This is a genomic window from Streptomyces sp. BL1 (assembly GCF_057628045.1).
Window position 1 is genome coordinate 1,375,183 of record NZ_JBXYWZ010000002.1, and the last position, 15,843, is coordinate 1,391,025.

13 protein-coding genes and 1 tRNA gene are annotated in these 15,843 nt (G+C 72.5%); 7 read left to right on the forward strand and 7 right to left on the reverse strand.

The features are described from left to right. Positions 1–88: 88 nt before the first annotated feature. Positions 89–2,596: an excinuclease ABC subunit UvrA gene (locus AC3AGO_RS06225; protein WP_487819112.1), complete on the reverse strand. Its 2,508-nt coding sequence runs from the start codon at positions 2,594–2,596 to the stop codon at positions 89–91. A gap of 105 nt (positions 2,597–2,701) precedes the next feature. Between AC3AGO_RS06225 and AC3AGO_RS06230 the strand changes: the two genes are divergently transcribed. The 4 genes from AC3AGO_RS06230 (at position 2,702) to AC3AGO_RS06245 (ending at position 7,120) form a co-directional block, all read left to right on the forward strand. Continuing rightward, entirely contained in the window at positions 2,702–4,132 is a 1,431-nt protein-coding gene (locus tag AC3AGO_RS06230; RefSeq protein ID WP_487824552.1) for a lipase maturation factor family protein, read from the forward strand. A gap of 63 nt (positions 4,133–4,195) precedes the next feature. Continuing rightward, complete coding sequence (locus AC3AGO_RS06235; protein ID WP_487819113.1) at positions 4,196–5,527, forward strand: hypothetical protein; 1,332 nt, start codon at positions 4,196–4,198, stop codon at positions 5,525–5,527. Between the two features lie 4 nt (positions 5,528–5,531). Beyond that, positions 5,532–6,689, forward strand: coding sequence for a molybdopterin-dependent oxidoreductase (locus AC3AGO_RS06240; RefSeq protein ID WP_487819114.1), 1,158 nt, complete (start codon positions 5,532–5,534; stop codon positions 6,687–6,689). Continuing rightward, a complete protein-coding gene (locus AC3AGO_RS06245; protein ID WP_487819115.1) occupies positions 6,686–7,120 on the forward strand; it encodes a hypothetical protein in 435 nt (144 codons plus the stop codon). The genes AC3AGO_RS06240 and AC3AGO_RS06245 overlap by 4 nt, the downstream gene beginning before the upstream one ends. Here AC3AGO_RS06245 and AC3AGO_RS06250 read toward each other — a convergent pair. From AC3AGO_RS06250 to AC3AGO_RS06260, 3 genes are all read right to left on the reverse strand, one after another. After that, a complete protein-coding gene (locus AC3AGO_RS06250; RefSeq protein WP_487819116.1) occupies positions 7,003–7,854 on the reverse strand; it encodes a class I SAM-dependent methyltransferase in 852 nt (283 codons plus the stop codon). The two genes, AC3AGO_RS06245 and AC3AGO_RS06250, sit on opposite strands and share 118 nt — an antisense overlap. Then, the gene (locus AC3AGO_RS06255; protein WP_487824553.1) at positions 7,851–8,471 is read right to left on the reverse strand and encodes a TIGR04282 family arsenosugar biosynthesis glycosyltransferase; all 621 of its coding nucleotides are present in this window, start codon (positions 8,469–8,471) and stop codon (positions 7,851–7,853) included. The genes AC3AGO_RS06250 and AC3AGO_RS06255 overlap by 4 nt, the downstream gene beginning before the upstream one ends. Positions 8,472–8,575: 104 nt before the next feature. Next, the gene (locus tag AC3AGO_RS06260) at positions 8,576–9,241 is read right to left on the reverse strand and encodes a glycosyltransferase family 2 protein (protein WP_487819117.1); all 666 of its coding nucleotides are present in this window, start codon (positions 9,239–9,241) and stop codon (positions 8,576–8,578) included. A gap of 125 nt (positions 9,242–9,366) precedes the next feature. Between AC3AGO_RS06260 and AC3AGO_RS06265 the strand changes: the two genes are divergently transcribed. Both AC3AGO_RS06265 and AC3AGO_RS06270 read left to right on the forward strand, forming a co-directional pair. Continuing rightward, a complete protein-coding gene (locus AC3AGO_RS06265; RefSeq protein ID WP_487819118.1) occupies positions 9,367–10,131 on the forward strand; it encodes a response regulator transcription factor in 765 nt (254 codons plus the stop codon). Next, positions 10,124–11,359 (forward strand): sensor histidine kinase, encoded by a 1,236-nt coding sequence (locus AC3AGO_RS06270; protein WP_487819119.1) that lies wholly within the window; start codon positions 10,124–10,126, stop codon positions 11,357–11,359. The genes AC3AGO_RS06265 and AC3AGO_RS06270 overlap by 8 nt, the downstream gene beginning before the upstream one ends. A gap of 103 nt (positions 11,360–11,462) precedes the next feature. Here AC3AGO_RS06270 and AC3AGO_RS06275 read toward each other — a convergent pair whose 3' ends face one another. From AC3AGO_RS06275 to AC3AGO_RS06285, 3 genes are all read right to left on the reverse strand, one after another. Beyond that, a complete protein-coding gene (locus AC3AGO_RS06275) occupies positions 11,463–12,482 on the reverse strand; it encodes an NAD-dependent epimerase/dehydratase family protein (protein WP_487819120.1) in 1,020 nt (339 codons plus the stop codon). A gap of 285 nt (positions 12,483–12,767) precedes the next feature. Then, positions 12,768–13,877 carry a glycosyltransferase family 2 protein gene (locus AC3AGO_RS06280; RefSeq protein ID WP_487819121.1) on the reverse strand — a complete coding sequence of 370 codons (1,110 nt, stop codon included), beginning with the start codon at positions 13,875–13,877 and terminating at the stop codon, positions 12,768–12,770. 354 nt (positions 13,878–14,231) lie between these two features. Beyond that, positions 14,232–15,578: an NAD(P)/FAD-dependent oxidoreductase gene (locus AC3AGO_RS06285; protein WP_487819122.1), complete on the reverse strand. Its 1,347-nt coding sequence runs from the start codon at positions 15,576–15,578 to the stop codon at positions 14,232–14,234. Positions 15,579–15,761: 183 nt separating this feature from the next. On the opposite strand from AC3AGO_RS06285, the gene AC3AGO_RS06290 reads away from it, so the two are divergent. Continuing rightward, a tRNA-Pro gene (locus AC3AGO_RS06290) sits at positions 15,762–15,835 on the forward strand. Positions 15,836–15,843 lie beyond the last annotated feature (8 nt).

Below are 15,843 nucleotides of genomic sequence, written 5' to 3' on the forward strand. Positions count from 1 at the left end.
CCCGCGCGCGGGCGGGCGGCACGTACGGACGTCCTCGGCGCGTACGGTCTGCTCCCGCACGGTGGATCTCTCCCGTCGGGACGACGGTTCACCGCTCCAGGGTTGCCCGCAAGTAGCGTGCGGTGGCGCTGCCTTCGGACTGTGCCACCTCTTCGGGCGTGCCGGCGGCGACCACGTGGCCGCCCCGGTCGCCGCCTCCGGGGCCGAGGTCGATGACCCAGTCGGCGCCCGCGATCACGTTCATGTCGTGCTCGACGACGACCACTGTGTCGCCGGCGTCGGCGAGTCCGTGCAGCTGGCCCATGAGCACTTCGGTGTCGGCGGGGTGCAGTCCTGTGGTCGGTTCGTCGAGGAGGTACAGGGTGTGGCCGCGGCGCACGCGCTGGAGTTCGCCGGCGAGTTTGATGCGCTGCGCCTCACCGCCGGACAGTTCGGTGGCGGGCTGGCCCAGGCGCAGATAGCCCAGTCCGACGCGCTGCAGCGTGCGCAGTCCGCGGGCCGCGGCGGGCACGTCGGCGAGGAAGTCCGCCGCGTGGTCGACGGTCATGCCCAGTACGTCGGCGACGGTGGCGCCGCGGTAGGTGATCTGGAGGGTCTCGGGGTTGTACCGGGCGCCGTGGCAGTCGCCGCAGGGTGCGTAGGTGCCGGGCAGGAAGAGGAGTTCGACGGCGACGAACCCTTCGCCCTGGCAGGTGGGGCAGCGGCCGCCCGCCATGTTGAACGAGAAGCGGCCCGCCTTGTAGCCGCGTGCGCGGGCCTCGTCGGTGGCCGCGAACACCTTCCGTACGGCGTCGAACAGCCCCGTGTAGGTGGCCAGGTTGGAGCGCGGGGTGCGGCCGATGGGCTTCTGGTCGACGCGCACGAGCCGGTCGACAGCGTCGAGGCCCTTGGCCGCCGCGACGGACGCGCCGGGGGCGGCGGGCACGGCGGCGCTCTCGTCGTCCGGCTCGTCCTCGTCACCCGTGCCGGTTTCGGAGCCGGTGCGTTCTCCGACGAGGTCGGCGAGGACCTGGCTCACGAGTGTCGACTTGCCGGACCCGGAGACCCCGGTGACGGCGGTGAACAGGCCGAGCGGGAAGGCGGCGTCGAGCCCGTCGAGGTTGTGGCAGGTGACACCCGACAGCTCCAGCCAGCGCTCCGCGGCAGGGGCGCGCGGGGTACGTGTCCCGCGCGCGGGAGCACCGGTCTCCGGTGTGCCGTCGCCGGGAAAGAGGTGACGTCGTGTCACCGACTGTCCGGTACGGGCCAGTCCGGCCACGGGGCCGCTGTAGAGGACCTCTCCCCCGTGTTCGCCGGCGCCCGGGCCGACGTCCACGATCCAGTCGGCGCGCCGTACGAGCGCCATGTCGTGCTCGACGACGAAGAGCGAGTTGCCCGCGGCCTTGAGCCGTTCGAGAACGGTGAACAGGGCTTCCGTGTCGGCCGGATGGAGCCCCGCGGAGGGTTCGTCCAGGACGTACACGACGCCGAACAGCCCGGAGCGCAGCTGTGTGGCGAGGCGCAGCCGCTGCAGTTCGCCCGGCGACAGGGTGGGCGTGGGCCGGTCGCTGCCGAGGTAGCCGAGGCCCAGTTCGGTCAGTACCTCGATCCGTGCGACCAGGTCGCGTGCGAGGGTCGCGGCGACGCTGTCGGCTGCCGTGTGGTCCGCCGCGCTGTCGCGCTCCACGCTCGGCCGCAGTACCTCCGCCAGTCTTGCCAGCGGCAGTGCCGCCATGTCGGCGATGTTCCGCCCGGCGAAAGTGACGCACAGTGCCTCGGTACGCAGCCTGCGGCCCTCGCACACCGGGCAGTCGGCGCTGACGAGGAACCGCTGCACCCTTTTGCGCAGTGTGGCGCTCTTGGTGCCCGCGTACGTGTGCAGCACGTACCGTTTCGCACTCTGGTAAGTGCCCTGGTAGGGGCGGTGAATGCGGGCCGCCTCACGTACCGGGTGCACGGTGACCACGGGCTGTTCGTCGGTGAACAGGATCCATTCCCGGTCCGCGCGCGGCAGTTCGCGCCAGGGGCGGTCGATGTCGTAGCCGAGCGCGTCGAGGATGTCGCGCAGGTTCTTGCCCAGCCACGCGCCGGGCCACGCGGCGATCGCTCCCTCTCTGACCGACAGGGACGGGTCGGGGACGAGGGAGTCTTCGGTGACCCGGTGCACGGTTCCGAGCCCGTGGCACTCGGGGCAGGCTCCGGCTGCCGTGTTCGGCGAGAAGGCGTCGGAGTCGAGGCGTTCCGCGCCGTCGGGGTACGTGCCGGCGCGGGAGAACAGCATGCGCAGCGAGTTGGAGACCGTGGTCACCGTGCCGACCGAGGAGCGGCCCGTGGGGGCCGAGCGGCGCTGCTGGAGCGCGACGGCCGGCGGCAGTCCGGTGATCTCGTCGACGTCCGGCGCGCCGACCTGGTGGATCAGCCGGCGCGCGTAGGGGGCGACGGATTCGAAGTAGCGGCGCTGTGCCTCCGCGTACAGCGTGCCGAACGCGAGGGAGGACTTGCCGGATCCGGACACTCCGGTGAAGGCGACCAGGGCGTCGCGGGGGATGTCCGCCGCGGCATTGCGCAGGTTGTGCTCGCGGGCGCCCCGCACCCGTACGTATCCGTCCTCACTCATGCCTCAATTTGTACACGGCACGCATGTGGTGTGTTTCCGCACGACGGTGAGGCTGCGGCCCTGCCGCACGTCTGACCGGCGGCAGCGGTGGTACCCATGGCGGTCATGGAGTGGTTCACGGCGCCCGATTACTGGCTGAGCCGGCTGGTGCTGCAGCGGGCTCTCGCCGGTGTGTATCTGATCGCCTTCGTCTCGACCGCGCTGCAGTTCCGCGCGCTCATCGGTGAGCGCGGGATGACGCCGGTGCCCGATTTCGTGCGGCGGGTGCCGTTCCGTTCGGCGCCGAGTCTGTTCCAGTGGCGCTACTCGGACGGACTGTTCGCGGCCTGTGCCTGGGGCGGCGCCGCACTGTCGGTCGCGGTGGTGGCCGGCGCGGCGGACGCGGTACCGCTGTGGACGGCGATGCTGATGTGGGCCGTGCTGTGGCTGCTGTATCTGTCGGTGGTCAATATCGGGGGCCGCTGGTACGGCTTCGGCTGGGAGTCGCTGCTGCTGGAGACGGGCTTCCTCGCGGTCTTCCTGGGCAACGAAAGTACGGCGCCGCCGCTGCTGATCCTGGTGCTGCTGCGGTGGCTGTTGTTCCGGGTGGAGTTCGGCGCCGGCCTGATCAAATGGCGCGGCGACCGCTGCTGGCGGGAGCTGACCTGCCTGGACTACCACCACGAGACCCAGCCGATGCCGGGTCCGCTCAGCTGGCACTTCCACCGGCTGCCGAAGCGGCTGCACCGGATCGAGACCGGCGCCAACCATGTGGCCCAACTGATCGTCCCCTTCGGCCTGTTCCTGCCGCAGCCGGTCGCCACGGCGGCCGCCGTGATCGTCATCGTCACCCAGCTGTGGCTGGTCCTCTCGGGCAACTTCTCCTGGCTGAACTGGCTCACCATCGTGCTGGCGTTCTCCGCGGTGGACAGTTCCCTCGTGGCCTCCCCGCCGTCGTACGGTGCTCCGCCGCTCTGGTACGTGGTGCTGGTCTGTGCGGCCACCCTGCTGGTGGCAGTGCTCAGCTACTGGCCGGCGCGGAACCTGCTGAGCCCGCAGCAGAGCATGAACCGCTCCTTCAACTCCCTGCACCTGGTCAACACCTACGGCGCCTTCGGCAGTGTGACCCGGGTGCGGCACGAGATCGTGCTCGAGGGGACGTACGCGCGGCGGCTCACGGAGGACGCCGAGTGGAGGGAGTACACGTTCAAGGGGAAGCCCGTCGAAGTCGGGCGGCGGCCGCGCCAGTTCGCCCCGTACCACCTGCGGCTGGACTGGCTGATGTGGTTCGCGGCGCTGTCCCCCGCGTACGCGCGCAGCTGGTTCCGGCCGCTGGTCGTACGGCTGCTGGAGGGCGACAGGGACACGCTGCGGCTGCTGCGCGGCAACCCCTTCCCGGACGGCCCGCCCGCGCACGTACGGGCGCTGCTGTACCGCTACCGGTTCACCACCCGGCAGGAGCGCAAGGAGACCGGCGACTGGTGGCACCGCACCTACGTACGCGAGTTCATGCCACCGGTGCGCGCCGAGTCGAACGGCCGCCGCGAGCAGATCTGACAGCTCGGTGACATCTGCCGCCGGCACCGTCCGCAGCGCTGGTCAGCGTCCTACGGTGACCCGGTGAGCACCTCCTCGACCGGTTCCCGGGCCGCACGCGAGAACATCCACGACCTGTGTGCGGCGGTCACCGCGGCGCTGCTGTTCACCGTCGCGCTGCTCGTCGGCCGGTCCCTCGAACACACCGACGGCAGCCTGCATCTGCGCTGGCCGCCGCTGTACGCGTACTGGCTGCCGCATGTGGGGCCGGGCACGCCCGCGGCGCTCGCGTTCGCGGCACTGACCGTCGCGTACGGGCCGGCACTCGCGCACAGGCTGTCCTGGCGCCGGCTGCTGCCGGTGTGCTGGGCGACCGCGATGGTGTGGAGCTGGTCGCTGGCGCTGGTCGACGGCTGGCACCGCGGGGTGGCCCAGCGGCTGACGACGGCGTACGAGTATCTGCAGTCCGTGGGCGACGTGCACGATGTCGGCGCCACACTGCGCGGGTTCACGGGACGCATCCTGATGGACGGACCCGACCACTGGCCGGCCCATGTCGCCGGCCATCCGCCGGGCGCGTTGCTGACGTTCGTCGGCCTGGACCGGCTGGGCCTCGGCGGAGGCGGCTGGGCCGCGGCGTTCGTCATCGTGACCGGTTCGTCGGCGGTGGCCGCCGTGCTGGTGACGGTGCGCGCCCTGTGCGACGAGGACACGGCACGCCGCGCGGCACCGTTCGTCGTGCTGGCGCCGGCCGCCGTGTGGATGGGGGTCTCCGCGGACGGCTGGTTCACCGCGGTCGGCGCGTGGGCGCTGGCTCTGCTCGCGCTGGCGGCGACGCGCCGTGTGCGCGCCCCGTGGGCGGCGGCGCTGGGTTCCGGCCTGCTGTTCGGTCTGGTGTGCTTCCTGTCGTACGGGCTGGTGCTGCTCGGAGTCCTCGCCCTGGCAGTCCTGCTGACGGCCCGTTCGGCCCGGCAGGTGCCGCTCGTGCTGGTCGGCATGCTGCCCTGGTTCGCCGTCTTCACGGCTGCCGGTTTCTGGTGGCTAGACGGCTACCTGACCCTTGTCGACCGCTACTACCAGGGCGCTGCCGGCGTGCGCCCGTACGGGTATTTCGTGTGGGCCAACCTGGCGGCGCAGGCGGTCGTCGTCGGCCCCGCCGTGGCCGCCGGGCTGCGCAGGGCGGGCACACTGCGGCGCGGGGCGCTGGTGACGCTCGTCGCGGGCGCGGTGGGCACGGTGCTGCTGGCCGACCTGTCGGGGATGAGCAAGGCCGAAACCGAGCGCATCTGGCTGCCGTTCACCCTGTGGCTGCTGCCCGCTGCGGCACTGCTGCCGCAGCGGACGGTGCGCTGGTGGCTGGCAGCGCAGGCCGCGGTCGCCCTGACCGTCAATCATCTGCTGATCACCGGGTGGTGAGGGCATGCTCATCCTGGAGGGTTTCCGGGGCGGACTGCACGACGCGCGGACCGCGACGGCCGTGGGCCGGTGGCTGGGTCCGGCGGTCGCCCTGTGCTTCCTCACCGGACTGATCAGCCACGTCCTGCAGGAGCCGCCGGGCTGGCTCGCTCCGCATCTGCCCCACCGGCCCGTGTGGGGCTACAGATTGACGCAGGGCGTCCATGTGGCGACCGGTATCGCCGCGATCCCGCTGCTGTTGGTCAAACTGTGGACGGTCTATCCGTGGCTGTTCGTCTGGCCGCCGGTACGCGGTGTACGGCACGCCGTGGAACGGCTGTCGGTCGCGCTGCTGGTGGCCACGGCGCTGCTGCAGCTGTTCATGGGGCTGCTCAACACGCTCCAGTGGTACGTGTGGCCGTTCTCCTTCCGGCAGGTGCACTGGGCGCTGGCCTGGGTGCTCGTCGGATCGCTGCTGCTGCATCTGGCCGTCAAGGCCCCGCTGATCGCCGCCCATTGGCGCCGTGGCCGCAAACCGCCGCCCCGCAGCGGAGGCGCGACCCGCGTCGGCCCGGCCCCGCCGGAGGAGACGGACCGCGACCGGCGTTCCCTGCTGCGCGGCATGGGCGCGGCCGTCGGTGCCGTCACCGTGGTGACGGTGGGCCAGACCGTCACACCGCTGCGCGCCCTGGACCTCCTCGCGCCCCGGCACCCCGACCACGGCACTCAGGGGCTGCCCGTCAACCGCACCGCCGCCACGGCCGACGTGTCGGCCACCACCGTGCGCGGCTGGCGGCTGACCGTCGCGGGCCCGCGCCCGTACGAACTGTCGCTCGGCCAGTTGCGCGATCTGCCGCAGTACGACGCCGAGTTGCCCATCGCCTGCGTGGAGGGCTGGAGCAAGACCGCCCACTGGACGGGGGTGCGCGTACGCGACCTCCTGGACCGTGCGGGAGCTCCGCCGGACGCGGCCCTGCGGGTCACCTCTCTCCAACGCGAGGGCGCCTACCGGGTCATGGAGATGAGCGCCCCCTATGTACACGATCCCCTCACCCTGCTGGCGCTGCGCCTCAACGGTGAGGTGCTCAACCTCGACCACGGCTATCCGGCACGCGTCATCGCGCCGAACCGTCCCGGCGTGCTGCAGACCAAATGGGTGCACCGTCTGGAGGTGCTGACATGAGGGCGCTCCGGGTGACGCTCGCCGTGGCCGGCGCAGTGCTGCTGGTCTTCGGCGTCTGGCTCCTGCTGTCCGACACCCGGCCGGGCACAGTCTGGCCGGTGGTGCTGTGGCTGGCGGGTGCCGTGGCCGTGCACGATGTGCTGCTCGTTCCGCTGGTGCTGCTGTGCGGACTGGCGCTGCGGGACTCCTCGTTGCGGCACGCGCGGGGAGTGTGGCGGGGCGCCCTGATCACCGCGGGCTGTCTGACACTCGTCGCCCTGCCCGCGGTGCTGCACGCCGGCACCCCGCGCAACCCCACTGTTCTGCCGCTCGACTATCCGCTCAACTGGCTGCTCTCGCTGGCCGGTACGGCACTGGCAGCCGGCTGCGTACTGGTGTGGCGCGGCCCGCTCCGCCGCGGGCTGCGCAGGCTGAGGAAGGACCGTTCGTAGCAGCGCCACTGTTCGACGAGGCTCCAGCCCGCGCTCTCCGCGCACCGGCGCAGCGCCTCGGGGCCGAGCCGTACCCAGGGGAACGCCGCTCCGCTGCCGCCGCTGCCGTCGTCCAGCCGTACCTGCACGGTCTCCTCCACCTCGGCGGGCGCCGCCTCGGCGAGCAGCAGCCCGTCGGGAGCGAGGAGTTGGGCCGCCCGGTCCAGGAGCGCCGCGGCGTCACCGCCGATGCCGATGTTGCCGTCGAGCAGCAGCACGCTCCGCCAGCGCCCCTCCCCCGGCAGCGGGTCGAACACCGAGCGGCGCAGCGCGGCCCCGCCCAGCCGCCGAGTGCGGGCCACGGCCGCCGCCGACGTGTCGATGCCCAGGGTCGGTGTGCCCTGTCCGGCCAGTGCCGCGACGAGCCGTCCTGGACCGCACCCGATGTCGAGGACGGTGCCTTCGCAGCGTTCCAGCACACTCATGTCGGCCGGATCGGCGCCGGCGCACCAGCGCTCCACCTCCAGCGGCAGCAGCCAGCCGTCCGTACGGCGCAGGAAGAGCGGCCCCCGTCCCGCACGGAGCGCGTCGGCGTACGGGTCGGAACACCAGGGTTCAGCGCTGCCGTTCTCTGTTCCGCCGGTCTCCGTGTGCGCGCCTTCGGGGCAGGACTGTGGGCCGGTCCCGGAGCCGGACTGTGGACCGTACGGCTGCCGGTCCGCCTGCGGACTCCGCGCCGCCGTGGACGCGTTCACCGGGTCACCGTCCTCGCCAGCGCCGCGTGCACCTCTGCGAACCGGCCCGTCGACAGGGCCGCCACACGGGCCGCGTCGTCGGAGGTGTCCACATCGCGCAGCACCGGCAGGTCCCGTACGGCGAGGCCCGCGTCCACCAGCCGGCGTCGCTGCACCGCGCCCGTGTCACACGCCGACATCGGGACGCCCCGCACCAGTTCGGGACGCGGGCGGGCCATGCCGAGCGCCCAGAATCCCCCGTCGGCGGCGGGCCCGAACCACGCGTCGCAGTCCTGCCAGCCGGCAGATCCGGTGACAGGGGCGAGGAGCCGTTCGGACAGCTGCGGGGTGTCCATGCCGACCAGCAGCGCCGGCCCGTCGCACAGGGCGAACGCGGCGGCGATCCTTTCGTCCAGTCCACCGTCCGCCTGCGGCACCACTTCGAACCCGTCGGGCAGCCACAGTCCTGCACGGCCGGACAGTACAAGTACACGTCTGCGCACAGGCAGCCGGGCCACGGTCCGCAACGTGTCGGCCAGTGCCGCCTCCGCCAGTTCGGCCGCCTCCCTCGGACTGTAGGGAGGGGTCAGCCGGGTCTTCACCTTCCCCGGAACCGGCTCCTTCGCGATGACCAGCACAGTCGTGCCGTCCGCCCCGAGGCGGTCCGCTCCCGTTCTGCCTGCTCCGTTCGAGTGCCGCTCACCGTCCGACGAGGCCGAACTGCGCGTACTGCCACCGCCGTTCACCGCAGCACCGCCCGCATGTCCCGCACCGCGTGCCAGGTGCCCCGCCACGTACCGGTCACCTTCGACTTGCCGCTGCGCGGGCGGTAGGCGGTCTCCGTCTCCCTGATCCGCCAGCCCGCGTCGGCCGCCCGTACGACCATCTCCAGCGGATAGCCGCTCCGGCGGTCCGTCAGCCGCAGCTCCAGCAGCGCCTCCCGGCGCGCGGCCCGCAGCGGCCCCAGGTCGTGCAGCCGCACGCCGGTACGGCGTCGCACCATGCGGGACAGGGCGAGATTCCCCAGCCGGGCGTGCACCGGCCACGCGCCGCGGCCGGTGGGCCGCCGCCGCGCCAGCACCAGATCGGCCTCACCGTCCGCGACGGGCGCGGCGATGCGCGGCAGTTCACCCGGATCGAGCGAGGCGTCACAGTCGCAGAACGCGACGAGAGGGGCCTCCGACGCCAGCAGTCCGGCGTGGCAGGCGGCACCGAAGCCGCGCCGCTCCTCGCGCACGACGGTCGCACCGTGGGCGCGGGCGATCTCCGGGGAGCCGTCGTCGGAACCGTTGTCGACGACGACGGCACGCCAGCCGTCCGGGATACGCGCCAGCACCCAGGGCAGGGCCGCGGCCTCGTTCAGGCAGGGGAGAACGACGTCCCCCTGCACGGTCGGTGAGTTGGTCATCTGTCTCACCCTACGAACGAAATTCGGACATACCAGGCGCGCGCTCCTTACGAAACACGGACATCGGCTGCCGCGGCCCGTCCGGAGCCGACCCCGGCCACCGCCGCGGTGCGAGACTCGGCCCCATGCGACAGCAGCCCTCACCTCCACCGGAGCACCGCCGTGTGCTGGTCGTCGACGACGACCCGACGGTGACCGAGGTCGTCTCCGGCTACCTCGACCGGGCCGGCTTCACGGTGGACCTCGCCGCCGACGGGCCGACGGCCCTCGACCGTGCCAGGGCCGCACCGCCGGACCTCGTGGTGCTGGACCTGATGCTGCCCGGCCTCGACGGGCTCCAGGTGTGCCGGCGGCTGCGCGAGACGGGCCCCGTACCGGTGGTGATGCTGACGGCGCGCGGCGACGAGGAGGACCGGATCCTCGGCCTGGAGGTCGGCGCCGACGACTACGTCACCAAACCGTTCAGTCCCCGCGAACTGGTCCTCCGCATCGAGTCCGTGCTGCGCCGGGCGAGCGCACCGGCGCCCGAGGGGCCACTCCTGCACGGCGGCGGCATCGTCCTCGACCCGGCCGCCCGTACCGTCGCCGACGCCCGCGGACCGCTGGCGCTGACGCTGCGCGAGTTCGACCTGCTGGAACACTTCCTGCGGCACCCCGGACGGGCCTTCAGCCGCAAGGAGTTGATGTCCGGCGTGTGGGGCTGGGACTTCGGCGACCTGTCGACGGTGACCGTGCACGTCCGGCGGCTGCGGCACAAGGTCGAGGCCGACCCGGCGAGCCCCCGGCTGATCACCACCGTATGGGGCGTCGGCTACCGCTTCGACGCCGACGGCGGTCGGGCCGAGGACACCGGAAGAGGGCGCGGAGACAGTGGAGCGGACGATGCGTGACCTGCTGCTCATCGCCCTGTACGCGGCCCTGGGCGCCGCGGCCGTCGGCCTGGCCGGCGCCCTGGCGCTGCGCGCGCTGCGCCGCCGCTCGGTGGCCGTGTCCCTTGCGGTGCTGACCGCCGTGGCCGTCGGATCGATGCTCGCGGGCACCCTGTCGGTGGCGTGGGCGATGTTCCTCAACCGGCACGACCTCGGCGTGGTCACCACTGTCTGCGCCGTGGCCGCCGTCACCGCCACGGGCACGGCCCTGCTGCTGGGCCGGTGGGTGATCGGCAGTCACCGTGCGCTGGCACAGGCCGCCCGCACCCTCGGCGACGCGCCGTCGTCCGGCACGGCGGAATACGGCACGGCGGAGTACGGGGCCACGCGACGCGGCACCGGGGCGCAGGACGGCGCCGAGGAGGACGGCGCGGCGAACGGGAACGCCCGTACGGGTGGCTTCGTCCGCCCCGCCACCCCGATGCCCGCCGAACTCACCGCCCTGTCCGAACAGTTGGCGGCCACCAGCGCCAAACTCGCCGCCTCCCGCGAACGGGAGCGCGCCCTGGAGGCGTCCCGGCGCGAACTGGTCGCCTGGATCTCCCACGACCTGCGCTCACCGCTCGCCGGACTGCGCGCCATGACCGAGGCCCTGGAGGACGGGATAGCGGAGGACCCGGCCCGCTACCACCACCGGATCCGCAGCGAGGTCGAACGGCTCTCGGGAATGGTCGGCGACCTCTTCGAACTCTCCCGCATCCAGGCCGGTTCCCTCACCCTGTCCCCCACCAGAATCTCCGCCTACGACCTCGTCAGCGACGCCATCGCCGGCGCCGACCCGCTCGCTGCCGAACGCGGCGTACGGCTGGCCGACGAGGGCGTGGAGGCCGTACCGCTGCAGGTGGACGGCAAGGAAATGACCCGCGTGCTCGCCAATCTGCTCGTCAACGCGATCCACAGGACTCCGTCGGACGGCACGGTCGCCGTGGCGGCGCGGAGCGAGGACGGCGCGGTCGTACTGTCGGTCACCGACGGCTGCGGCGGCATCCCCGCGGACGACCTGCCGCGGGTGTTCGACACCGGCTGGCGCGGCACGGACGCGCGGACACCGCCCGGCGGGGCGGGCCTGGGGCTGGCCATCGTGCGCGGCATCGTGGAGGCGCACGAGGGCCGGGCCGCGGTCCGCAACGTACCCGGCGGCTGCCGCTTCGAGGTCACCCTCCCGACAGCCACCGCCGCCTCCTCCTGAACGGGCCCCGGACCAGGGGAAGTTACGGTCCGGGCCTTGCGGGCCCGGCCCGGGCGTCGGGCCTCGGCCCCTGCGCACCGTTCCTCAACTGCGCCCTGGTTCCTCAACTGCCCCCTGCGAGCGGTTCCTTGGCGAACCGGGCCATACCCTCGGCGAAGCCGACCCGGGCCCGCCAGCCCAGTTCCCGGCCGATCCGCTCGGAGGACGCGGTGATGTGCCGTACGTCGCCCAGCCGGTACTCACCGGTGACGACGGGAGGCGGCCCGCCGTACGCGGCAGCCAGCTCGTGCGCCATCTCCCCCACAGTGTGCGGCTCCCCGCTGCCGGTGTTGAAGGCGCGCAGCTCCCCCTCGGGGCGGTCCGGCAGCGCTTCCAGGGCCGCGAGGTTCGCGGTGGCGACATCGTCGACGTGGACGAAGTCCCGCCGCTGCGCGCCGTCTTCGAACACGCGCGGCGCCTCGCCCCGCTCCAGCGCGGAGCGGAAGAAGGACGCCACTCCCGCGTAGGGAGTGTCGCGCGGCATCCCGTCGCCGTACACGTTGTGATACCGCAGGCTGACGGCGCGCCCTCCCGACGTACGCGCCCACGCCGCGGCGAGGTGCTCCTGCGTCAGCTTCGTCGTCGCGTACACGTTGCGCGGGTCCACCGGCGCGTCCTCTCCGACCAGTTCGGGCCGGAGCGACGCACCGCAGCGCGGGCAGGGCGGCTCGAACCCGCCGGCGTCCAGCTCCGCCACGGACCGCGGGCCGGGCCGCACCACACCGTGCGCCGGACAGCTGTACCTCCCCTCCCCGTAGACCACCATCGACCCCGCCAGCACCAGCCCGCGCACATGGGCTTCGGCCATGCACTGCAGCAGGACGGCCGTGCCGAGGTCGTTGCTGCTCACGTAGGCGGGCGCGTCGGTGAAGTCCTTGCCGAGCCCGACCATGGCAGCCTGGTGGCAGACGGTGTCCACTCCGCGGAGCGCGCCCCGCACCGCTTCCGCGTCCCGTACGTCGCCCGCTGTGCCCCGGCCCCGGGGAGCCGTGTCGAACACCACCGCCTCATGCCCCGTCGCCTCGAGAACCTCCACGATGTGGGAGCCGATGAACCCGGCGCCGCCGGTGACCAGTACACGCATGCGCCCACGCTAGATCCGTGAACCCCGCACACAGCGCCGCCCGCTCCACCCGTCAGCGATCCGTAAGATCCACCACCCGCACGGCGGTTCGGAGGGGTGGGCCTCCGGGAGATTCGGAGGGGCGGGCCTCCCGGAACCTGACCGGCTCCCCGGGGGCCCTCCCTCCCCTCTCCTCCCCCGAAGCCGGGGTCGTCCGTGCTGGCCGGCGCTCTGCGTCCGGAACCACTGCACGGGCGACCCCGGAGCTCTCTCCTCCGGCCGCTCACCCCTGCGGGGCGGGCGGGGTCACCCCGCCGGGACCCGCGCGGGGCCGGCCACGGCGGGCGGTGTCGCCGGGGTGGGGCCGCGACCCTTCTCGTACACCGTCAGTCCCTGTGACAGGCGGAGCGGCACGAGCACCAGCTCGACCAGTACGGCTTTCCACGCGTACCAGAGGTTCACGAGCTTGGCCGGGTAGAGGCAGGGCACGTCCAGCAGCACCTTGCGCAGCTTCAGTCCCCGCTTGCGCGCCGCGTAGACCAACGGCGGGACGGTGAAGGCGATTTCGGCGCCCGTCCACCAGGCCACGGTCTCCCCCACGGGCCTGCCCAGCCCCAGCGTCAGGATGAACGGCGCGCCCCACCACAGCGGCGCGGTGACGATCTCCACCATGGCCAGCAGCACCCACAGGGCGAGTATCGGTTTGCGCACCGCCAACTCGCGTGTGTGCAGCCGGACGTTCTGGCAGAAGCCGGCCATCCAGCGCCACACCTGCTTCCGCAGATAGGGCAGGGTTTCCGGGTCGGCGGCCCAGGCCACCGCATCCGTGACGTAGCGCGCTCGCCGTCCGGCGATCTGCATGGACCACGTGTAGTCCATGTCCTCCACGATGGTGCGCTCCGGGAATCCTCCGAAGCGCTCCAACTCCCGCCTGCGGAACGCGGAGCAGCATCCGGAACACACCATCGGGCTGTTGGCCAGCTGCTGGATGGGCCTGTGCCAGTGGAAGCCGAACAGATACTCCACCGACCGGCCGCGCTCCCACACCGTTCTGGTGAACCTCGTCTGCACGGAGCCGGCCGCGATCACCACCGCCGGGTCGCGGAATGCCGGCAGGATGCGCTCGATGTAGTCCGGGGCGAGCACGGTGTCCGCGTCGACGGCGAGAACCAGCTCGGTGGAGCAGTGCGGCAGCGCGTAGTTCTGCGCTTTGGCCTTGCTGCCGAGGTTCTGCGGGGGCCGCAGCACTTCCGCGCCGTACGCTCTGGCCACCTCGCCCGTACGGTCGGCCGACGCGTCGTCGACGACGATGACGCGCTCCGCCGGCACCGTCTGCCTCATGACGGATTCGAGAGTGGCGGGCAGCCCCCGCTCCTCGTCGTGCGCCGGGATGATCACGGTGACGCCGCTGTGCATGCCCCGGCCCTCCCCCGTGCCTCCGGTCCGCCGCCGTTCCGGCCGCCGCGCCTCGCACCGGCGCCCTTCGGCCCGCCCCGCCGCAGCAGGGCGCCGCGCAGTATCGCCAGGCCTCCGACCGTTCCGTACACCAGCACGCTGAGCCCGATGATGGGCAGTCCTCCGTGCATGGGCGTCCGCCTCCCCTCTTCCCGCGCCTCTTCCGAGGCGATGTGTCCGGCGCTGTTCGCCGGGCACGAGAAAGAAGGTAGCCAGGATTGCCCTGCGCTGGGAGTTCCGCCTGATTTCTGTGGATAACCCGGGAGTTGTGTATAACTCCGTCACCCTCACGGGCAACGCAGCACCCCTCCGGTGTCACCCGTCCCGCGAGTGCTGCGGCAGCCGGGCGACCTCCGGCGAGGCGGTGTCCAGCGGCACCGACCAGGAGCGCACCAGCCCCAACTGCACGGCCTGCCGCGGCAGTACGGCGTCCAGCAGCCAGTCGGCGGCGACCCGTATGCGGTTCCCCGGCATCGCCGCCAGGTGGTAGCCGCGGGTCACGAGGCTGGCCAGCGGGCCGGACAGCGGCAGCCCCAGCGGGTTCGCCGCCGCCTGTATCCCGCCGAGGTCGACGGTGAAGCCCAGGTCACGGTGCTTGTACGGCTCCCGCTTCCCGTACCCGTAGGACGCGGCGACGTTCCGCGCGACCGTCCTGCCCTGCCGCCAGGCGTGCTGCGCCGTCATCGGCGTGTACTCGCCGGGCTTCGTCACGTCCGGCACGGCCGCCGCGTCACCGCAGGCCAGCACCTCGGGGTGGCCCGGCACCTGCAGATACTCGTCCACGCAGAGCCGGCCCCGTTCCGTCGGCAGCCCCAGCTCCTGCACGAGCGGGTCAGGCCGTACGCCGACGCACCAGATCAGCGAGTGCGTCGGCACGAACTCCCCGTCGTCCAGCAGCACTCCGTCGTGCGTGGCCTCCTTCACGGACGTCTCCGTCCGTACGTCCACGCCGCGCTTGCGCAGCACGCGGTGCGCGGTGTCGGACAGTCGCCGGTCCAGCTCGGGCAGCACCCTCGGGGCGATGTCCAGCAGCATCCAGCGCGGCCTGGCGTCGTCGCGCAGCGCGCCGCCCGTTCCGCCTGCGGCCTTGCGGTGCTGGCGCGCGAGGGAGTCGGTGAACAGCTTCCCGTGCGCCGCGACCTCCGTACCCGTGTACCCGGCGCCGACGACCACGAAGGTGCAGCGGCTCTCGCGCTCGGCCTGGTCGTCGCTCGCGGCGGACAGCGCCACCTGCCGGTTCACATGGTCACGCAGGTACAGCGCCTCCGGCATCCCACGGAAGCCGTGCGCGTGTTCGGCGACCCCGGGGATCGGCAGCAGTTTGTTCACACTGCCGACGGTCAGGATGAGGCGGTCGTAGCGCAGCTCCCCCTCGTTGCCCTCGGGGTCGGTGTACGTGAGCTTCCGCCCCTCCAGATCGACACCGCCCACTTCGCCGAGGACGAGCCGCACTCCGCGCAGCGTCCCGGCGAGCGAAACGGACACCCGCCGTGGCTCCAGCACACCGGACGCCACCTCCGGCAGGAGTGGCACATAGAGGAAGTAGTCGTTGGGATTCACCAGCACGATCTCCGCCGCGCCACGGAACCGGCGGGACAGCGTACGGGCCGCCCGGTACCCGGCGAACCCGGCGCCGACGATCACGATGCGGGACCGGCTCACGGTCGCCTCCACCCCTCGGGGACCTCTGCGGACAGGCCTGACGTGGTTCCCGCCGGCCACCTGTACAAACCCGGCCGCGACCGACGACTCCCCAGGTGGGGGGTGGGCGCGAGCACCGCCCCACTTCATGTATTGTTCTTTGTGCGCGAGCGGCGAGGGGAAAGCCCCGAGCCGGACGGGCACCGGGACGTAGCGCAGTTTGGTAGCGCACCTGACTGGGGGTCAGGGGGTCGTGGGTTCAAATCCCGCCGTCCCGACAGCGTTT